At 54.9% G+C, this 616-nt stretch carries 1 protein-coding gene; it reads right to left on the bottom strand.

The features are described from left to right. The coding region (locus AC01ZF_RS17595) for a hypothetical protein (RefSeq protein ID WP_476575560.1) at positions 1-616 on the bottom strand (616 nt) is incomplete at both ends.

The raw sequence follows: 616 nt of genomic DNA on the forward strand, positions 1-616 counted from the left end.
GGCGAATTCTTGGTTCTGCTCTGCAACCGATTGCTCATACTCCGCCCGTATCGATTGCTCCCCGCGTTTTATTTGCTCAAGTCGTGCGTCTTCTGCCCGCCGGTAGAGTTCGTCAACACCACGCAAGTACTCCGCGCGTGCCGCGTCTCCTTCCGTCAACGTGCGCGTAATCTCTTGCTCACGTTGTGCACGGGCCAGAAGAACCTTTGTTACCTCTTCGAGATACGCATCAGCAACATCTGCTCCCTTCTCTGCCGCAAGTTGTTGCGATTCCAAAACGCTTTGCTCATAGAGCGCACTCAGTCGCTGGCGAAGCTGGTTGTCCTCAAACCGAGCAAGTGCGTTATAAAAATCTGCCCGCCCTTCCAGTTGTCCTTGTGCAAATGCTTGTTCAGCAGCACGCATCCGCTCTTGGAACCGTTTGTACAACTGCTCCAAACGTTCATAATGACGTTCTGTGTCCCGCTCAATCCGTTCTTGCAACCGCTCCTGCTCCCGCTGTTGCTTTTCCGCTTGCCGCTGCTCTTCCGTCTTCCGCGGTGCCCTGGCCGGACGCGGCTTCGGGATAAATGGATTGGTCGGTTTGGGTACATTCAGATCATCTAACCGCTTCCCC

Source organism: Chloroflexus sp. (genome assembly GCF_056331925.1).